General features: G+C 63.8%; 13 protein-coding genes. 2 read left to right on the plus strand and 11 right to left on the minus strand.

Going from position 1 to position 19,334, the window contains the following annotated elements; all coding sequences use genetic code 11:
• Positions 1-2: 2 nt before the first annotated feature.
• The 8 genes from L0963_RS16545 to L0963_RS16580 form a co-directional block, all read right to left on the minus strand.
• Entirely contained in the window at positions 3-425 is a 423-nt protein-coding gene (locus L0963_RS16545; RefSeq protein ID WP_062901909.1) for a VOC family protein, read from the minus strand.
• A gap of 1 nt (position 426) precedes the next feature.
• On the minus strand, positions 427-1,290 hold the full coding sequence (locus L0963_RS16550) for a dienelactone hydrolase family protein (protein WP_234180584.1): 864 nt from the start codon (positions 1,288-1,290) through the stop codon (positions 427-429).
• Positions 1,291-1,292: 2 nt separating this feature from the next.
• Positions 1,293-2,999, minus strand: a complete 1,707-nt coding sequence (locus tag L0963_RS16555; RefSeq protein WP_234180587.1) for a gamma-glutamyltransferase family protein — start codon at positions 2,997-2,999, stop codon at positions 1,293-1,295.
• Positions 2,996-4,714 (minus strand): gamma-glutamyltransferase, encoded by a 1,719-nt coding sequence (gene ggt / locus L0963_RS16560; protein ID WP_234180589.1) that lies wholly within the window; start codon positions 4,712-4,714, stop codon positions 2,996-2,998. The genes L0963_RS16555 and ggt overlap by 4 nt, the downstream gene beginning before the upstream one ends.
• Before the next feature lie 94 nt (positions 4,715-4,808).
• Positions 4,809-7,877 (minus strand): TonB-dependent receptor domain-containing protein, encoded by a 3,069-nt coding sequence (locus L0963_RS16565; RefSeq protein WP_234180591.1) that lies wholly within the window; start codon positions 7,875-7,877, stop codon positions 4,809-4,811.
• Positions 7,878-7,927: 50 nt separating this feature from the next.
• Complete coding sequence (locus L0963_RS16570) at positions 7,928-9,184, minus strand: FAD-dependent oxidoreductase (protein ID WP_234180593.1); 1,257 nt, start codon at positions 9,182-9,184, stop codon at positions 7,928-7,930.
• 122 nt (positions 9,185-9,306) lie between these two features.
• A complete protein-coding gene (locus L0963_RS16575; protein ID WP_058813230.1) occupies positions 9,307-10,206 on the minus strand; it encodes a LysR family transcriptional regulator in 900 nt (299 codons plus the stop codon).
• Between the two features lie 47 nt (positions 10,207-10,253).
• Complete coding sequence (locus tag L0963_RS16580) at positions 10,254-10,598, minus strand: RidA family protein (protein ID WP_003052835.1); 345 nt, start codon at positions 10,596-10,598, stop codon at positions 10,254-10,256.
• A 358-nt stretch (positions 10,599-10,956) separates the two neighbouring features.
• On the opposite strand from L0963_RS16580, the gene L0963_RS16585 reads away from it, so the two are divergent.
• On the plus strand, positions 10,957-13,575 hold the full coding sequence (locus tag L0963_RS16585; protein WP_234180595.1) for a TonB-dependent receptor: 2,619 nt from the start codon (positions 10,957-10,959) through the stop codon (positions 13,573-13,575).
• 112 nt (positions 13,576-13,687) lie between these two features.
• On the opposite strand, the gene L0963_RS16590 is transcribed toward L0963_RS16585, so the two are convergent.
• Complete coding sequence (locus tag L0963_RS16590) at positions 13,688-16,726, minus strand: TonB-dependent receptor (RefSeq protein ID WP_217373240.1); 3,039 nt, start codon at positions 16,724-16,726, stop codon at positions 13,688-13,690.
• Positions 16,727-17,160: 434 nt separating this feature from the next.
• Between L0963_RS16590 and folE the strand changes: the two genes are divergently transcribed.
• On the plus strand, positions 17,161-17,763 hold the full coding sequence (gene folE, locus L0963_RS16595; RefSeq protein WP_062768919.1) for a GTP cyclohydrolase I FolE: 603 nt from the start codon (positions 17,161-17,163) through the stop codon (positions 17,761-17,763).
• Positions 17,764-17,963: 200 nt separating this feature from the next.
• Here folE and L0963_RS16600 read toward each other — a convergent pair whose 3' ends face one another.
• Together L0963_RS16600 and L0963_RS16605 are read right to left on the minus strand one after the other, a co-directional pair.
• The gene (locus tag L0963_RS16600) at positions 17,964-18,581 is read right to left on the minus strand and encodes a 2-hydroxychromene-2-carboxylate isomerase (RefSeq protein ID WP_058812793.1); all 618 of its coding nucleotides are present in this window, start codon (positions 18,579-18,581) and stop codon (positions 17,964-17,966) included.
• Complete coding sequence (locus L0963_RS16605; RefSeq protein WP_086456104.1) at positions 18,575-19,306, minus strand: SDR family oxidoreductase; 732 nt, start codon at positions 19,304-19,306, stop codon at positions 18,575-18,577. Before L0963_RS16605 ends, L0963_RS16600 begins: the two co-directional genes overlap by 7 nt.
• Positions 19,307-19,334: the final 28 nt, after the last annotated feature.

Consider the following 19,334-nt stretch of genomic DNA (forward strand, 5'->3'; position numbering starts at 1 on the left):
CCTTATTTGGCGAAGAGTTGGTCGAGATCGGCAAAGGCCTTGAACTCGAGGGCATTGCCCGCCGGATCATGGAAGAACATCGTCGACTGTTCGCCCGGCTGGCCGGGAAAGCGCGTGTGCGGTTCGATGACGAAGCGGACGCCCTGATCCTGGAGCCGCGCCGCGAGCGCGCGCCATTCGTCGGGCGGCAGGACGACGCCGAAATGCGGGACCGGCACATCATGGCCGTCGACCGGATTATGGCCCGCCACCGCATCGCGCTGCGCGACCCGGTGCGCGACGATCTGGTGTCCATAGAGGTTGAAGTCGATCCAGTCGCTGTCGCTGCGCCCCTCGGGGCAACCGAGGACGGTGCCATAGAAATGCCGCGCCGCGTCGAGATCATCGACGGGAAAGGCAAAATGAAAGGGCGTAAGCTGAGCCATATCACTCATCCTTCAAATTTTTCGCCAGAAAGGCGAGGACGTCACTTTCCGTCGCCGACTTGGCTGCGGCATTGGCGGCAACCGACTGACGCGATTCGGTGGGGGTGTCATAGCCGTGCATCGCGCCCTTGAAACTGGTCAGCGTGATGTCGCCGCCCTTGTCGCGGCTGCGCGCGACCAGCTTTTCGCAGGAAGCGGGCGACACCTCCTCGTCGGCGGTGCCGATGAAGACGCGCACCGGCGCGTAGGGGCGATAGCCCTGCTTGTCGAAACGGCGCTTGAGCCCGCAGCCGGGGTAAAGCGCGATGCCGACGCGAAAGCCGATCCTGCGCATGTCGCCCGGCTTGTCGTCGGCCATGGCGGCGAGCGTCGCGCTCGCGCCGTTCGACCAGCCGAGGAGCGCGACGCGCGTACCCGCCACATCGGCGCGCTGCTGAAGATAGCGCAGGGCGCCATAGGCGTGGAGGGGGCGGTAGGTTACCTCGTTCACTTCGGCGGGGCGATCCTTGTAGGTACCGGCCCGGAAGCCCGTCGGATAACCGAGCGGGCCGAAGTCATCGACCATCAGCGCCACATAGCCGCTACGCGCGAGCAGGCGCCCCCATGCCCGATGCCGCGATGCGAGGGTCGCCGCATCATATTTCCCCTTGGCAAGCGACGAATAGGCGCCGGCGCGTCCGTGCATCATCACGACGGCGGGCGATTGCGCGGGGGCATTGTCCGCCTTGAAGACATAACCCTTGATCATCGTCTTGCCGTCGCGGCTGGGGAATTCGACCGCCTCGACCGACACGCGCTGCGCAGCCGCGGGAACGGCGAGGGTCATGCTGGCGGCAAGCGCCGCGAGCGGGATGAAACGCATCATCGTCATTTCCTTTCGAGCGTGATCGTTCGCGCGACGCCGTCGCGGCGCGGGTCGGCGGCGCCATCGAAGCGGCCATCCCGGATCATGACGCCGTGGAGTCCCGAATCCTCACCCGATCCGGCACGGACTTCGACGCCGCGCCGCGCCATTTCGGCGCGCATTGCGGGCGGAAAGCGGCTTTCCTCACCCGCGAAGGTTGCGCCGCGCGCGACCAGATTGGGGAGCGCGACCGCCTTTTGCAGCGGTAGTCCCCAATCGATTACGCCGACCAGCGCCTTCGATACATAGGCGAGGATCGCGTTGCCGCCCGGCGACCCGATCACGCCGGCAAGGCTACGGTCACGGTGCAATATCACGAGCGGGGTCATCGAAGACCGCGGCCGCTTGCCCGGCGCGATGGCGTTGGGACCGGTGGGGACGAACGAAAAGTCGGTCATCTGGTTGTTCAGGAAAAAGCCGTCGACCATGCGCCCCGACCCGAAATAGCTTTCGACCGTGGTAGTCATCGACACCGCATTGCCGTCGCCGTCGATGATCACGAAGTGTGAGGTGCCCGGAACTTCATCGGTGGCGTCCGCCGCCGCGACGACCGCACCGGGCGGGGTTCCGGCAGACGGCGGCGGCCCGGCCCGGTCCTTGATGAGCGCGGCGCGGGCAGCGACATAGGCGGGATCGAGCAGCCCCTTGACCGGGACGTTCGGCACATCGCCGACATAGGCGTCGCGGTCGGCATACATCAGCCGGCTCGCTTCGGCATATTCGACCCAGGCGACCGGATCGTCGGGGCCGCGCGCCGCGATATCGCTATGTTCGATCATCGCCATAAGCTGCAGCAAGCCCACCCCGCTCGACGGCGGCGGCGGCGCGCAGAGCAGATAGACGCGATAGCCATTGCACAGCGCCTGCCGGACCACGGGGCGATAGCCGGCAAGATCGGCTGCGGTCATGCTGCCCGGCAAGGCGCCTTCGTGCAGACGCGCGACAATGCGCGCGGCAGTGGCGCCGCGATAGAGGGCGTCGGCGCCCTCGGCGGCAAGGCGCTGGACGAAGGCGGCATAGGCGGGATTGCGCAGCGTGTCGCCGGCGCGAACCTTGCCGCCATGTCCGTCGCTGAAATACCGCACCACATCGGGCGCGCTCGCCTGCGGATAGGGGCCATGAACGAAGCGTTCGAGGCGAGCGGTGACGGTGAAGCCTTCGCGTGCCGTCCGCTCGGCACTGCCGAAGAGGTCGCGCCAAGCCAGTTTTCCGCGGTCGTGCTGCGCCATTGCCAGCATCGCCACCGCGCCCGGCACCCCCGTCGCGCGGCCGCTGAGCACCGCGGTCCGGAAGGGCAGCGATTTGCCGTCCGCATCGAGGAACATGTCCGGGGTCGCACCGGCGGGCGCGGTTTCGCGTCCGTCATAAACGGTGACGCCGCGCGTGGCGGCGTCATAATAGACCATGAAGGCCCCGCCGCCGAGCCCCGAGCTTTGCGGTTCGACAAGCCCGAGCATCGCCTGGACTGCGACGGCTGCGTCGACGGCGTTGCCGCCGCGACGCAGCACGTCGAGCCCCGCTTCGACCGCGAGTGGATGCGCGGCCGCGACGAACGCCTGTTCGTCGGCGGAAGAGGGAGCGGGCGGTGGAGCGACCGTTTGCGGCGGCGCGACCGGCGCGCAGGCCGCGAGCAGGCCGGCGGTGAGCAGGATCAGGCGGCGGCGCATCATGGTTCCACCGCCAGCGCGCCGGGGCGCCGCGGATCGGCGGCGCCGAGGAATAGGCCCTTGTCGATCATGATCGATTGTTCGCTGCCCATCGTTTCATCGCTGGTGATCGGATGGCCCATCGCCTTCAGCGCGGCGACGGTGTCCGGGTTGAAATTGGGTTCGACGCGCAGCGTGTCGCTCGCACCCTGATAGATGCGCGGTTGGTGCGTCGCTTCGGCGATGTTCATGCCATGATCGATGACGTTGACGAGAACCTGCACGACCGAGGTGATGATCGTGCTGCCGCCGGGGGTTCCGGTGACGATCCACGGCTTGCCGTCCTTCATCACGATCGTCGGCATCTGCGTCGACAGCATCCGCTTGCCCGGCTCCATCGCGTTGAGCGGTGGCGGTGTCCCGGTTCGCTGGGCCTCCCATGCCTGTTCGTGGCTGAAATTGTTCATCTCGTTGTTGAGGAGGATGCCCGTTCCCGCGATCATCACCCCCGATCCGAAGTCCGAACCGAGCGTGAAGGTCGTCGAGACGACATTGCCGTCCTTGTCGGCGACCGAGAAATGCGTCGTCGAGGGGCTTTCGTAGCGGAGCGGATCGCCGAAAGGCATGGCGTCGATCGGCTTGGCGCGCGCAGGGTCGATCAGTTTCGCGCGCTCGGCGGCATAGGCTTTCGAAATGAAACCGCCGACCGGCGCGGTGACGAAGGCGGGATCGCCCAGCGCGCGGTAGCGGTCAACATAGCCGAGCTTCATCGCCTCGGCCATCACATGCAGCGACGCCGCCGAATTGGCGCCCATCGCCTTGATGTCGAAATGTTCGAGCTGGTTGAGGATATTGAGCAGCGTTGCCCCGCCCGCGCTCGACGGCGGCGCGGTGTAGATGGTGTAACCGCGGTAGCTGCCGACCAGCGGGGCGCGCTCCTGCGGGCGATAGGCGGCGAGGTCGTCGAGCGTGATAAGCCCGCCATGCGCCTTCATGTCGGCGGCGATCCGGCGCGCGACTTCGCCCTTGTAAAAGCCGTCGGCGCCATGCTGCGCGATCTCGCCCAGCGTCCAGGCGAGGTCGGGGCGCTTCATAACCTCGTCCTTTTGATACAGACTGCCGTCGGGCTTGTAGAAGGCGGCCTTGCCCGCCGCGCTCTTCGACAGCCGCTCCTTGCCCCAGCTGAAAACGAAAGCCTCGTCGGCGCTCAGCCGCACGCCGTCGGCGGCCAGCGCGATGGCGGGAGCGACAATCTTGTCCCACGACAGCTTGCCCCATTTGCGATGGGCATAGTCGAAACCCGCGACCGTTCCCGGCACCGCGGGCGCCAGATAGCCGTAGCTCGCGACCGCGCGCTCCTTGCCGCGATTGTCGACGAACATGGCGGGGGTCGCGGCGCGTGGGGCGACCGAGCGGAAATCGATCACGCGCACCTCGCCCGAGGCGGCGTCGTAGACGCTCATATAGCCGTCGCCGCCGATATTGCCCGCGCGCGGCAGCGTAACCGACAGGGCGAAGCCGACCGCGATCGCGGCATCGACGGCATTGCCGCCTTCGCGCAGGATCTTCGCGCCGACCTCGCTGGCGATGGCGTTCTGGCTGACGACCATGCCGCGCGTCCCCACCGTCGGCGAATGGATCGACGGATATTCGAGGAGGTGGCGGCTCTGCGCGACGAGCGGCGCCGGAAGCGTCAGCGTCAGCGCGAGCGAAGCGGCGATCAGGCGGCGGAAGATCATCGGCGGACCCTTTTCTTATTCTCTGACGGCCGGTCGGGAAGACGGCGCGGGAGGGGGAGCCCCCACGCCGCCTGTCCCGGCGACCCGGCGGCGGTCAGAAACGCTTGCTGATCGAAGCGTAGAACTGACGGCCGCGGTTGCTGTACAAATCGCCGATATAGCCGAAGCTCTGATCGGCGAGCGGCGCGAGCTCGTTGAACAGGTTGCGCACCCCGATGCGGAAGCGCGTATCCTTGAGCGGGCCCTTCTCGGCCTCATATTGCACATAAACGCTGTGCGACATGTAATCCTTGACGCGGAACAGCGTCCCGTCGGCCAGCGCCGCCGAGGTGTCGTTCACCGGGCCGACATAGCTGCCGTACCAGCCCGCGCCCCAGCCCTTGTAGCGCCAGGTCAGGCTGGCCGATCCGCGCCACTTCGGACGGCCGTTCTGTTCCACCAGGCTTTCGGCGCCCGAGATGATGATCGTCGGATCGATGTCGCCCGACGTCTGGGCATCGAGCAGCATCTGCTGCATGTCGCCCGGCACCTGATAGAATTCGAGCAGGCGCGCCGCGTTGACGCGCAGGCTGATGTCGCCGATGCCCGTGTTGCGCACCTGATAATAGAGGCCGAAGTCGATACCGCGGACGCGGCGCGGGCTGAGGTTGGTATAATTGTCGATCACCTGGATCACGTCGCCGACGGGCGCGATACCCGTGCCGTCGAAGTCGTCGATATCGGCGGGGGTCGGATCGGCCCGCTCAACATTGGGGTTCGACGAACCCTGCAGACGGAGCAAATAGTCGAGGATGAGTGCATTGGAGTCGCCGAACAGGCCGATCACCTGCTTTTGCCGGATTTCCCAATAGTCGGTGGTCAGCGTCAAACGACCCGCGGCGCCGAAATTCATCTGGAAAGTTCCGCCGACCGACAGGTTTTGAGCCGTTTCGGGTTTCAGCTCCTTGCTGCCCGACCGGTTGCTGACGATGCCCTGTGCCTGACCGCACTCGTCGAAATTGGCGATGCGCGCCGCGCGCAGGTCTGCCTCGCAGCGGATCCAGTCGGTGCGCGTGTTTGACCGCTGGATACCATTTTCGAACAATTGCGGCAGGTTCGGCGCGCGGAAGCTTTCGGACCAGCTGCCGCGCAGCTGGAAGTTGCGCACCGGATACCAGGACAAGGCGATCTTCGGCTTCGCGACCGATCCGAAGCCCTGATAGGATTCGGCGCGGCCCGCAAGTTGCAGGTCGAGTGCATGGACCAGCGGCACATTCATCTCGGGCGAGACCAGCGGCACCGCAAGTTCGAGGAAGGCCGACAGCACATCGCGCGACCCGCTGCTGTCGGGGGTCGGGCTCGCGCCCATCGCGTCGCTGCCGTTCGACGAGTCGTCGGGCGCGACGTAGAAGATCGTGCCGTCGAGCCGGTCGTCGCGATCGTCCGCAAAGGTTTCGTGACGGAATTCGACGCCGGTCGCCATCCCGACCCGGCCGCCCGGCAGTTCGAACAGGTCGTTCTTGCTGAGCTTGAAATCGGCGAGGTAAAGCTCGGTCGTGCTGATGCGGCCGATATCGACCATGAAGCTGTCGATCACCTCCTGCGGATTGGGCGAGGAATCGAGCGTGCCGGGATTGAGCGGATCGCCGCCGTTGAACGGGTTATAGGCGGTCGCATCGGTACGGCTCAGCGCTTCTTCGAACAGCGTCATCGAAATCGTGTGCATGCTGTCCTTGGTCCGGGCGCGCGAGTAAAGCGCCGCGGTATCGAAATCGAAGCCGAGCAGCTTGCCGCGCAGCCCGCCGAGGAAGCGGGTGGTGTCGTTCTTGACGTTGACGATCGTCGGGCCAGCATCGACGGGGCGATAGTCGATCAGTTCGATCGACACCCCGGCATCGGACACGCCGGTCAGACCCGGAATCCGGTTCGGGCTGCCGACCGGACCGAAGGGGTTCCAATAGCCGTTGGCGGGGATGATGAGCCGCTGGCTCGACAGGTTGGTTTCGGTATCGCGGTAGGCGCGATAATCCGAATGATACCAGCCTGCCTCGGCATAGAATTCCAGCCCCGAATCAAATTCATGATTCAGGAAGCCGAACAGGTTGAAGCGATTGTTGCGTCCCAGGATCGTGCGCAGATAGTTGGTGTCGTACCGCAGATTTTCGTCGCTCGAGACGGTCGAGAGCGAGCTGTTGTCCCAGCAGGTGCCGGCATATTGGGTCGGCGCGATACAGCCGTCGTTGGTGTCGGGCTGGACATGGAAGATACCGCTGGTCGTCAGCGCGACGCCGTCGATGCGCGCCGTTGTGGTCGAGGGGGCGTAGCTGTTCGTCAGACGCTGGAATTCGCCCCAGATCGTATCGACCGATGTATTGCGGAAATCGGTGTCGCCTTCGAACGCCGTCCCGACGAGCAGCGGGCGCAGATCCGACGAGCGCGAGTTGTAACGTTCGCGCGCATAAAGCGGATCGCGGTGGTTGAACGATCCGAACAGTGAAATGTTGGTGCGGCCGTCATTGAACGTGTGGCCCGCTTCGAACGACAGTTCATATTCGCGCTGATCGCTGTCGTCGGTCAGGCTATATTCGCCGGTAACGCGCAGCCCCTTGAAATTGTCCTTGAGCACGGTGTTGATAACGCCGGCGACCGCATCCGATCCATAGATGGCGGCGGCGCCGTCGAGCAGAACCTCGACGCGGCGGACCCCCGTCACCGGGATGGTGTTGGTGTTGACGCTTTGCACCGGAACCAGATTTTCGGACTGGGTGCCGGGGTGCAGCACCATGCGGCGCCCGTTGAGGAGGACGAGCGTGTTGCCCGTGCCCAGCGCGCGCAGGTTGATCGACGCGACGTCGCCGCGCGCGTCGTTGATGCCGCCGGCGTCGCGGCTTTCGTTGAAGGCGACATCGCCCGCCTGCGGAATGGCGCGGAACAGATCGTCACCGCTCGTCGCGGCAATGGCGTCGATATCCTGTTCGTTGAGCAACGTCAGCGGCAGCGCCCCGGCGACGTCGGCGCCCTTGATTTGTGATCCGGTGACGACGATCGCTTCGCCCGAATCCTGTTCGATATCCTCGGCGATTTGCGGTTCAGGTTCGGCGCGGTCCTGCGCCATGGCGGCGGTTGCACTGGCGAGCAGCGAAATGCCGCCCATCAGGCTGATGAATTTTTGACCCCTGTTCATGCTATTGGCCCTTCCCTGAGATTTGGCAGATAAGCTATTGTATTTTTGTATTAATCCTCTCGATCGATAAGCGCGGCGACGCGCGCGGCCGACCCGGCGGCATAGGTCCAGCCCAAGGCCCCATGTCCCGTGTTTGCGATCACCCCCGGCGCGATCGGCCGCGTGATCGGCAGCGAATCGGGGGTCATCGGCCGCAGCCCCGCCCAGCTCGATTCGATCGCGTCATAGGTCGCCGCTTCTGGCAGCGCGGCGCGGGCGCTGGCGATCAATGTGGCGAGCCGCCGCGGATCGACCGCGGCGTCGCGCTGCGCCAGGTCGGCGAGGCCGGCAATCCGCATGCGATTGCCCAGCCGGGCGAAAACGACCCGGTTCGCAGCGTCGGTGATGCTGACCGTCGGCGCCGCGTCGCCCGGCGCGGCGGTGATCGAATAGCCCTTCATCGGCACGATCGGCAGGCGGACGCCGAAACTCCGCGCCAGCGCGAGCGATCCCGTGCCCGAACATAATAGGATCCGGTCGGCGGCGAACCGCCGACCGTCCCGCGCGACGATCGCGGGGCGCCGCGCGTCGGGCTCGATCGCGGCAATGTCGGTGCGGAACCAACTCGCGCTTTGTCCGTGCGCCGCCAAGGCCGCCCGAGCGCCGTTGCAGAAGCGATAGGGGTCGCCCACTTCCTCGCCGCCGTCGAACACGGCGCCGGCGATTTCCGGCCGGATCGCGCCGAGCGCGGGTTCGATCGCCACGACTTGGCCGGCGTCGATCAGGATTTGATTCGCGCCATGTTCGGCCTTCATCGCGGCGACACGCTCGGCCGCCGCAAAGCTTTTGGCGCTGCGATAGAGGATGAGCTTGCCGGGGGCGCTGCGCGCGAATTCGATGCCGTGCCGCTGCGTCAGCTGATCGAGCGCCGCGCGCGATTCGATCGCTAGCATCATGCCGGCCAGCGTGTTGCGGCGGAACCGCCCCGCCGAGGCGTTGCGCAGAAAGGCGATGCCCCAGCGGAGGAAATCGGGATCGAGCGAGGGCGTGAGGCGAAAGGCCGGATCGAGTCCCATCAGCAGCCGCGGCAATTGCGCGACGGTCGACGGGCTCGCGAACGCGTCGGTATAGGCATAGCTCAACTGCGCGCCATTGGCGAAGGAGGTGCCAAGGCCCGGGCCCTCGGCCGCGTCGACGAGCGTGACGCGGTGCCCGCGGTCGGAAAGGGTCAGCGCGGTCGCCATGCCGACGACGCCGGCGCCGATCACGATCAGCTCCTGCGGCCGCCTTGTCTGCGGCGGTTCGTCCTGTCCGAACGTGGCCCGCATCGATCAACCCGATCCCCCTGTGGCAGGGCGAAAGGGAAAATGCCGCCGCCTGCTCGCGGGGCAGAATATCGAAGGGTCACGCAGCGCAAATATGCAACATTTGTGACATCCATAGCCCAAAGCTATGGGCGGTCGGCGCGAATCCCCTCGAGCGTATCTTCGAGCGTGCGCAGGAACTGGCGCGCGATCTTCGACGGCGGCCGGTCCTCCAGCGTGACGTAGGACACGGTGAACCCCAGCGGCGGGTCGGTCGGCAGCCAGCGATAGCCGGGCGACTGCCAGGCGCGCGCGGTGAATTCGTCGATCACCGTGACGCCGCCCTCGAGCTGGGCCAGACGCGCCGCGATGAAGAAGGTCTGGACCGACACCGATTCGCGATAGGTAATGCCGCGATCGCGCGCCGCGCGGGTGAGGACGTCGCCGATCGGCCCCGTTGCCGCCACGCCAATGACGTCGCGATCGGCCAGCTGGTCGAGTGCAAGGCGCGGGCCGGCATCGGCGAAGGCGCCGTCGGGGAAGAAGACGACCAGCTCGCCTTCCGCCAGCAGCGAGCGCGTCAGGCGCGGATGGCGCGGCGGCGTATAGGCGATCGCGATATCGGTTTCGCGCTCGATCAGCGATTGCACCAGATCGTCATGATGATGCGTATGCACCTCGAAGGTCACGCGCGGCCATTCGCGGCGGAACTGGGCCATCGCCTGCGGTACGACGTCGAGCGCCAGGCTGGGCACGATGCCGAGCCGGATATGCCCGCCGCCCGCTTGCGACAGATTGCGCGCGGTATGCTGGAGCGAGGTGATGCGGTCGAAAATATCGCCCGCCTCGTGCATGAGCGCATGCGCCTCGTCGGTCGGGACGAGGCGGCCGCGGGCGAGCTGGAACAGCGCAAAGCCCAGGCCGTCCTCGGCGTGACGCAGCGTCTTCGATACCGAAGGCTGCGACACGCCAAGCGCGCGCGCGGCGGCGCTGATCGACCCGTGCGTATAGACGGCGTGAAAGACTTCGATCTGGCGAAAGCGCATGCCGCGACTGTACTCCCGCAAAAGCTGGGGTCCAGTGCCCTTTACGCTCATGCGCGCTGCGCGATCGCCTCGACCTCGATGAGGGCACCGTCGGCGAGCAGTGCCGAGACCACCGTGGAGCGCGCGGGGAAGGGCGCGCCGAAATGGCGGCGATAGGCCGCGTTGAACGCGGCGCCGAACCGCGCGTCGGTCAGCCAAGCCGTCACCTTGACGACATCGGCGGCGGTGCAGCCTTCGGCGGCGAGCACGGCGATCAGATTGGCGAGCGCCTGCTCGGCCTGCGCTTCGATTCCTCCGGCGACGATCTTGCCGTCGTCGCCGCGCGCGAGCTGTCCGGATGTGAAAACGAGCGACCCAGCGCAGCGGGCAGGGGAAAGCGGCGGTCCCGACATGATGATCCTCTCCTGTTTGGTTGCGACAGGTTCCTAGGCGCAGACCATTGAGCAAAATATCGCCGATCGGCGGGTGATCCATAGCTATGGGTTATGGCGTGCAACTTTCGGCGGGAGCGCGGCGCCGATGGCGCAACCGGAAGATTTTGCTGGCGGCTTGTCCGGTCTCGCGAGCGCCCAAACGGTCGCCGTAGCGTAAACTGTTGCTTTTTGGTCACGAATTTCGGGAAAATCCGCCATTGTCACCGCGATGGCGTTGACGCGGCCCGCCGCCGTATTACAGCGACCAGTCACCGCCAGTGCATCCCCTCCTTAGGCCCGATGGGTCACCTCTGGCGGTATGGAGAGAGAGACTATCATGACTTTGCGCAACATTTTGTTGGGCGCCACGATGCTGTGCGCCGCGACCACCCCCGCCATCGCTTTCGCTCAGGACACCGCTGAGGCGCCCGCAAGCGACACCGACTATGGCAATGACATCATCGTCACCGCGACCAAGCGCTCGCAGACGCTTCAGGATACGCCGATCGCCGTTTCGGTGACCTCGGCCGCCGATATCCAGAACGCGCAGATCCGCGACCTTATCGACCTGCAGTCGGCGGTCCCCAGCCTTCGCGTGTCGCAGCTCCAGTCGAGCGCGAACACCAACTTCATCATCCGCGGCTTCGGCAACGGCGCGAACAATCCGGGCATCGAGCCCTCGGTCGGCGTCTTCATCGATGGCGTCTATCGTTCGCGTTCGGCCGCCCAGATCGGCGACCTTCCGAATGTCGAGCGCATTGAAGTGCTGCGCGGTCCGCAGTCGACTTTGTTCGGCAAGAATGCGTCGGCGGGCGTAATCAGCATCGTCACGCAGAAGCCGCAGTATGAATTCGGCGGTTCGGTCGAGGCGAGCTACGGCAATTACGACGCCTTCGTCATCAAGAGCGACATCACCGGCCCGATTAGCGACAAGATCGCCTTCTCGCTCGGGGGCAACTACAACCGCCGCGACGGCTATGCCCGTGACGTCAACCTCGACACCGACGTCAACGATCGCAACCGCTGGGGCGTGCGCGGCCAGCTGCTGTTCGAACCGACCGAGGCGCTGACGATCCGCCTGATCGGCGATTATGACAAGATCGACGAGAATTGCTGCATCGCCGGCAACGTCATCGCCGGCCCGACGGTCGCGATCACCAATGCCCTCGCGGGCGGCCCCAGCGTCGATGCGAACAATCCCTTCTCGTATCGCGTCTACAACAACTTCCTGTCGTCGAACCTGATCAAGAATTACGGTGGTTCGGGCCAGATCGACTATGATCTCGGCAACATGTCGCTGACCTCGATCAGCGCCTATCGCGAGGTTCGCTCCAACACCAACCAGGATTCGGACTTCACCAGCGCCGACCTGATCGGTCAGAAGTCGGACGATACCGCGATCAACACCTTCACGCAGGAACTGCGTCTGGCCTCGGATTTCGACGGTCCGATCAACTTCCTGATCGGCGGCTATTATTTCAACGAGAAGATCAAGCAGCACAGCCAGATCTATTTCGGCGACGATTTCCGCGCCTATGGCAACGCGCTGATCCAGGCGGCAAGCGGCGGGGCGCTGAGCGTTCCGGTGCTTGAAGGTACGCTTGGCACGCTCGAAGGCGACCCGGCCAAATATGTGGGCACCTTCTTCCGCGCCGGTGACGGCATGGACGAATATTACGGCATGAAAAACACGGCTTGGTCGATCTTCGGCACGGTGGATTTCGACGTGACCGATCGCCTGACGCTGACCCTCGGTGGCAACTACACCAAGGACAAGAAGCGCTTCACGACCGACGTGACGAGCACTGACGTCTTTTCGGGCATCAACCTCGATGCGCCGGCCTATGCGCCGTTCCGCAACCAGCTGATCCTCGGCGGCGCGCTGCAACAGGCGGGCGTCAATCCGAACGATCCGGCGGCGGTCCTCGCATTTGCGACCAACCCCGCGACTGCGGCGACCTTCCAGCAGTTCCAGGCCTTCGCGACCGCGAACCAGAACAACCCGGCGGCGAACCCGCTGAACCCGCTGAAGGCGTTCCAGTTCCTGCCGCCCTTCCTGAATGTTCCGAACAGCGTCGAACCTGGCAAGACCAACGACGGCGACTTCAGCTACAGCGCGCGTCTGGCCTATAAGCTGACCGACACGGTCAACGTCTATGCGACCTATGCGACGGGCTTCAAGGCAAGCTCGGTCAACCTGTCGCGCGACAGCCGTCCGCTGGCCAGCGACCTGCCCGCGATCATCGCAGGCGGTCTCGGCACTCCGAACCTCGTGTCGGGCTCGCGTTTCGCGGCGCCGGAAGAGTCGTCGGTCTATGAAGCCGGGTTGAAGGCGCAGTGGTCGGTCGCGGCGTTGAACCTTGCGGTATTCAAGCAGTCGATCAAGGGCTTCCAGTCGAACGTCTTCTCCGGCACCGGCTTCGCGCTCGCCAACGCGGGCAAGCAGTCGACCTGGGGCGTCGAATTCGACGGTTCGGTCCGTCCGGTGCAGGGGCTGAATCTGTCGCTGGCGGTGACCTGGCTCGATCCGAAGTACGATAGCTTCATCGGCTCGGCGGTCGGAGATCTGTCGGGCAAGAAGCCCGCGGGCATCCCCGACCTGTCGGTTTCGATGGGCGGCACCTATACCTATGAATTCGCGGGCGGGACGAAGGCGATCGCGCACGTCGACTATCAGTATGAAAGCCCGACGCAGATTGTCGACGGCCTGACCGGGTTTGCTACCGATGCCGAAGGAATCCGGATTGCTCAGGGTCTGAAGCGTGAAGTGAACCAGCTCAACGCCTCATTCACGATCGCGCTGACCAACGGCTTCGAACTGGGCGTGTGGGGCCGCAATCTGACCAATGCGCAATATCTGACGACGGTGTTCGACGCCGTCGCGCAGGCGGGCAGCGTGTCGGGCTATCCCAGCCAGCCGCGCACCTATGGCGTCACCGGCCGCTTCAAATTCTGATCGGCCCCGGCGGCGCCATACGCCGCCGGATCGGCCATTCGGGCAAAAGAAAACCCCGGCCTCTCATGCGAGAGGCCGGGGTCTTTTTTTCGGGCGTTGCCGCCCGCCGGGTTTAGAATTTCACGCCGGCCGCGATGCCATAGCGGCGCGGTTCGACAGTGAAGATATTCGTGAACATGCCCGATGATTGATCGGTAACATACATGCCCGTGGTCGCGTTGGTATTCCCCAGATTCTGGACAAATCCGCGGATATAGAAGCGATCATCGGGGCCGTTCAATTGAATTTGCGCATTGATGACGGCGTATCCCTTGATCTTGTCGATCGGATTTTTGTTGAAGATGGTCCCCCAACTGCCACCGGTATAATTCAGATCGGCACGCGGCACGATCGTCCAGTCTCCGGCGTCGATGGTATATTGTGCGCCAACCGCCCATTTATAGGTCGGGGCGTTGGGAAGGCGATTGCCTTTCACATTGACGGTCACGCCGCTGGGATCGACGACGAACGGCAACGAGCCGGCGGCCCCGCCGTTAAACGCGGCTTGCAGACCCGGCTGCAACGCTGCGAGGGCAGGGTTGAAGCTGCCAACCGAGCCCGCTGCCGCTGCTGCCAGAATGGAGCATACCGAGAAGGCGCCGGTCGTGTTGGTTCCCGGCACCGAGGTCGTGCCCTGCAGACCCAGCGCGCCGTTGACGGCGTTGACAAACGCATTGACCTGGGCACCCGTGGCGCCCGAACCGCTAGCGGGCCGGATGGCGCAATTGGATGCGTTGAACAAATCCTTGATGATCACAGCGTCCGAGCGCCCACCTGACGGATCGCGTGGGTTGGCGAGGAAGCGATCATCCGACACTTTCGATTTCAGATAGCTGAAATTGGCATTGATAACGAAAGCAGGGGTCGGGCTGATAACGGCTTCGGCTTCGATGCCGTAAATATCGGCGTTGATGTTGTCATTTACCGAAGTTCGCGCGACGATGCGGCTGAGTTGTAGACCCTTATACTTATAATAGAAGCCCGTCAGATTCAGTCTGAACTGACCGTTGCCGAAAGTGTTTTTTGATCCGATTTCAAAGGCATCAACCTTTTCCGGTGCAAAGCTGATCGGCACGGCAAAAATGGGCGAGAGCGGCGGATTGATCCCGCCCGATTTGTAACCGCGCGAATAGGACGCATAGAGCAGATTGTCGTCGGTGATCTTGTAATCGAGCACCGCGCGGCCGGTGAGTTTGCCGAAGCTCACGGAATTGATGGCAAATGGTTGATTTCCGGGCGCCGTCGAGTCGAAATCGAAAGCAGGATCGTTCAGGTAGCTTGTCGCATCCGTCGCGCCGAACGGCACGAAGATATTCTGACTGGCACCTGACGTCGTCACGATCTGATTGCCTTCGCGATCGAGGAGAGGTTGACCGCCAGCATCGAGCAGGATTCGGCTTTTGGTATCCTGAAGATAGGTCGTTCGCGCCCTGACGGTCTTTTTATCATGGTTATACCGCAACCCGAGCGTCAATTTCAGCCTGTCGTTGAACTCGAAATAAGTTTCGCCAAACAATCCATATGATTTCAGGCGGAATTCCGGGGTGTCGTTTCGATAGAAAGGCGTCGCGGCGAAAGCTGCGCCACCGCTCTGTGCGCTGCCCAGCAAGCCTGCTGCATAGTCGAGGCCGAAGCTGTTGACGAAATAGTCATTGTCGGTCGTCTTGCTGTCGAAATAAATCCCGCCGAGCAGGAAGTTGAACATGCCGTCGAACGAGCTGTCGATGTGAGCCTCGGCGGAATATTGCCGCACATCGGCTCTCGACCGATCATAGTCGAAGCTGGTCGGTCCGCAAATGCCATTGCCGCCGAAAACGCCGACGCCGTTCGGATCCGCTTGCGACTGGCAGACTGTCGCCGGTCCATTGGGGATCAGAGCCTGGCGCATGTTGTTCAACACCGCCAACGGGCCGCCCGGAACCGCCGCCGCATTGAGCGTATTCAGACCCGCGTTGGTCGCATAGGAGTTTCCGACCGCAAGATTATAGTCCGACGTCGAATCGACACTGTTCTTCATATACCCGCCGGTGAGGTTCAGGCTCACGGGTCCGAAGTTATGAAACAGCTTCAACGTATATTGCTGTTCCTTGGCATAATAGGTCGGGGTGTAATCGACGCGAACAGTGCGAACATCGGGTGGGTTGACAACACCGGAGAAGGCATCGTTCGCCTGATACACGCTATTGAGCGCGACCGGTGCCAAAGCGCCCAGTCCGGCGATCGTCAAAAACTCCCGGCTGGTCAGAATGGTCGCCAGCGTGGCGTTGCCGTTCAGTGTTTCATAGGCGAGCTTGTCGGGTTGGCACCCGAGAATACCGGTCGGGTCGCGGTGGCAGAGTTGTTTCTGGATTCTGCTGCGATTGTCCTTTTCTCGGAAATAATAGCCGACGAGATCGACGCGCGTGTCATCATTGGGCTCCCAACTCAAGGAGCCGCGGATCGCATAGAGGTCGCGATCGTCGATGCGGCTCCCATTGTATAGATTTTTCGTATAGCCATCGCGATTGAGCCATGTGCCGGCTACGCGCACACCCAGCGTGTCGCCAAGTGGAATGTTGACCATCCCCTTTATGCGTTTTGAATCATAGTTGCCATATTCGGCCTCGCCTGCGGCGTGGAAAGCCGACAGGTCCGGTTTCGCGGTGATGAAGTTGACCACGCCCGATGTCGCGTTGCGACCGAACAACGTGCCTTGCGGGCCGCGCAAGACTTCGATGCGTTCAAGGTCGAAAAATTCGCTTTCGAAAAGCCGCGTGCTGAGCAGCGGCATATCATTGACGTGGATCGCGGTCGCGCTGTCGCAGGTCGTGCCGACGCAAAGGTCGCCGATGCCGCGGATCGTGAAGCTGGACGAGGTGAAGTTTGTTTTCGTGAAGGTGACGTTCGGCAGCGTCTGCTGCAAGGCCGAGGGGTTGACGATCTGTTGCTTTTCCAAGGCCTCGGCGGAAAAAGCGCTGACGGCGATCGGAACATCCTGGAGGCGTTCGGACTGGCGCTGCGCCGTAACGACGATCTCGCCATAGGGGGCGGAACTGTCGCTATCCTGCGCATAGGCGGGGCTCGCCACCGCCATGGCCAGGACCGACGTTCCGATCAGTGTCTTGAACTTCATCTATTCCTCCCTTTTTCGATCCCGCGGGTCCACGGGGTCGCCCAAATTCAATTGTGGTCAGGGGAGGGGATTCGACCGGGCATGCCAGAAGGCGCCGGGCCGCGGGGGCCAAGCGCCAGTGAGTATCCCACCTGCCAGCGGTGCTGGTCATCGTCCTCTCCCACCGGCGTCGGGGAAAACGCCGGCCTCTCCGGATTACGGTCCGCTCAAGCGAACTCTGTAATGTTTGAAAACTGCGCTGACTTTACCAAAGCGTCAAGTGGCTTGTTGGCGGGAAAATTCGAAAGGAAATTGCGGCTCTGCACAATCGGAAAAGGGTTGGATTCCGCAACGTAAAGCATCGGCGGCCGAACAAAAACTTGCGTGCACGCTCTTGCTTATCGGGGCAATCGTCCCGAAATGTGCGGCAAGAAAGCAACAGTGAAAGCGGGGATATGACGAGCAGCACGACCGAAATCGGACCCGACGGCAAAGTGGTGGTTCCCGATCATGTCGCCGCCGCGGTGCGGACGCTGATCGAATGGGCGGGTGACGATCCGGCGCGCGAGGGTCTGCTCGACACGCCCAAGCGGGTTGCGCGCGCGTGGAAGGAATATTGCAGCGGCTATGGTGAGGACCCCGCGGTCCATCTGTCGCGCACCTTCGAGGAGGTCGGCGGCTATGACGAAATCGTGCTGCTGCGCGACATCCCCTTTCAGTCGCACTGCGAGCATCATATGGCGCCGATCACCGGCAAGGCGTCGATCGCCTATCTGCCGCGCGAGCGCGTGGTCGGCATTTCGAAGCTTGCGCGCGTGCTCAATGGCTATGCCCGCCGCCTGCAGGTGCAGGAGCGGCTGACTGCCGAAGTCGCCAAATGCATCTGGGACAATCTGCACCCGCATGGCGTTGCGGTGGTGATCGACGCGCAGCACGGCTGCATGACCGGCCGCGGCGTGCGTACCCCCGGCGTCGGCATGGTCACCAGCCGCGTCCTCGGCTGCTTCCTCGAAGATCAGCGCAGCCGCAAGGAAGTGCTCAGCCTGATGGGCTATTGATGCGCGTCGCGATCGTCAGCGTGATTGGGAAGGCGGCCGATTAGGACCGATTGCGGACGTTGTTGCACTTTTTCACATCGTCATTCCCGCGAAAGCGGGAACCCAGTGTGGAGTTAGCTGACGCGAGCTTTGGGTTCCCGCTTTCGCGGGAATGACGAAAGAAGGTGAGGACCGCTCCCGACCCCAAAACCGTCGTCCCGTCAGCGGAGCAGCGCTTCCTCGACTTGTCCGAGCCGGTCCTTGCCGAAGAATATCTCGTCGCCGACGAAGAAGGTCGGGATACCAAAGGCGCCGCGCGCGACCGCGGCTTCGGTGTTGGCGGCGAGCTTGGCCTTGATCGCATCCTCCTGCGTGCGCGCCAGCAGCGCGGGGCCGTCGAAGCCGTTTGCTGTCAGGAAGGCAGCGGCGACCGCGGGATCATCCATCTTCAGCCCGTCTTCCCACATCGCGCGGTTCACCGCATCGATATAGTCGTCGAGCACGCCTTCGTCCTCGGCGACGACCGCGCCGCGCATGATGAGCAGCGTGTTCACCGGAAAATGCGGGTTGAGCCGGAATTTGGTGAGCCCGTGGCGCGCGATGAAGCGCCGCATCTCGAGATTTTCATACGCCATCTTCGCCGGCGCGTCGGCATATTGGATCATCGGCGCCTTGTTGCCGGTGGCCTTGAAAATGCCGCCGAGCAGGCAGGGGGTGATGATCAGATCGGCGCCTGTGCGGTCGAGCAGGTCGGGTAGTATCTTCATCGCCAGATAGGCGTTCGGACTGCCGAAATCGAAGATGAATTCGAGGGACTTTCCTGCGCTCTTGCTCACCATTTTTCTCCCCAGGGGCGAAGGTCGAGTTCGTGCGTCCACGCGCTTTTCGGCTGGCGGTGGAGCATCACATAATTGGCGGCGATGGCCTGCGGGTTGAGGATCAGATCCTGCGCCTTCGCATTGTCGAAATCGGGATGACGTCCCTTGATGAAATCGGTGTCGATCGCGCCGTCGATCACGACATGCGCAACATGGACGCCCTGCGGCCCCAGTTCGCGCGCCATCGATTGCGCCAGCATTCGCAGCGCCGCCTTGGCGCCCGAGAAGGCGGCATAGCCCGATCCGCCGCGCAGGGATGCGGTGGCGCCGGTGAAGATGATCGTGCCGCGGCCGCGCGGCGCCATGCGCTTTGCCGCCTCGCGCCCCATCAGGAAGCCGCCCAGGCACGCCATTTCCCAGACCTTGGTGTAAACGCGCAGCGTCGTCTCGGCGATCGGGAAGTTGACGTTCGCGCCGATATTGAAGACCGCGACCTCGATCGGTCCGACCTCGGCCTCGACTCGGTCGAACAGGGCGATCATCGCCTCTTCGCTACGCGCGTCGCCGGGAAAGGCGCGGGCATCATGGCCGTCTTCGCGGATCGACTGCGCCAGCGCCTCGAGCGCATCGGCGTTGCGCTCCCGGCGGTTGACGCAGGCGGTGAGGCCTTCGGCGGCAAAGGCGCGGGCAATCGCGCCGCCGGTGGCGTCGCCGGCTCCGATGATGACGGCTGCGGGGTTGGGCATGCGCGACTCTCCTCTTGCAGCAGATTGT

This window comes from Sphingopyxis sp. NFH-91 (assembly GCF_021401285.1).
GTDB classification, from domain to species: domain Bacteria; phylum Pseudomonadota; class Alphaproteobacteria; order Sphingomonadales; family Sphingomonadaceae; genus Sphingopyxis; species Sphingopyxis terrae_A.